Source organism: Vibrio sp. 378 (genome assembly GCF_033339435.1).
Window position 1 is genome coordinate 1 of sequence record NZ_JAWOUO010000583.1, and the last position, 685, is coordinate 685.

Sequence of the window (685 nt, forward strand, 5' to 3'; positions counted from 1 at the left end):
CCAAAATGGTCACCGCACCGTTTGCGCCATCTTCCACTTTGTTGAACAAGTCCCAACCGTCATCAATGTTGTGGTGAGACAAACAACGGATGAAGGTGTTGCCATCGCCGATGCGCATCTTGGCCGCAAAACCGTCTGCGTTGATCTGCGAAGGATCCATGTTGTTGTAGCTTTCGCTTTCAATCACTTGGTTGTAACTTGCCCACAGTGCGCGGCCAATGTTTTCAGGAGAGGTGATCACGAAACCAGTATCTGGCGCGCCGTGTGTCACCATTTTTTCGAAGGTGTTGTGGCTACCATGAACAATGAACTGCGCACCCGCAACTTCAATACCTTGGTAATGCCAGTAATTTGCCTCGTGACGAAGTTCCGAAACAAAGCGAACATTGTCTCCTTCCGCACGTAGGTGCTTGAGCTTGTCGACACTGCCACTCGCCGTCAGCGGGATTTCCATCCCTTGGTAGTCGCCATCTTTCAAAATGATGGTGCCACCAGCAGGAAGCAGTTCTACTGCGGTAGCGAAATCAAGCGGTTGTGCTTGAGATCCGTTGCCTTTGTCGCTGCCGTTTGGTGCAACATACAGCGTCATTGGGTCTGGCAGAGAAACAACGTCAACGCTGTAACGGGGCGCTTGTGTCTCTTTGTTTGGGCCGTCAATGGCGGTGAAGCTCACTTCCATTGGATT

General features: G+C 51.4%; 1 pseudogene. It reads right to left on the reverse strand.

The features are described 5' to 3' along the window. A pseudogene (locus R7Q48_RS27665) lies at nucleotides 1–685 on the reverse strand (exopolygalacturonate lyase); the annotation flags it as partial.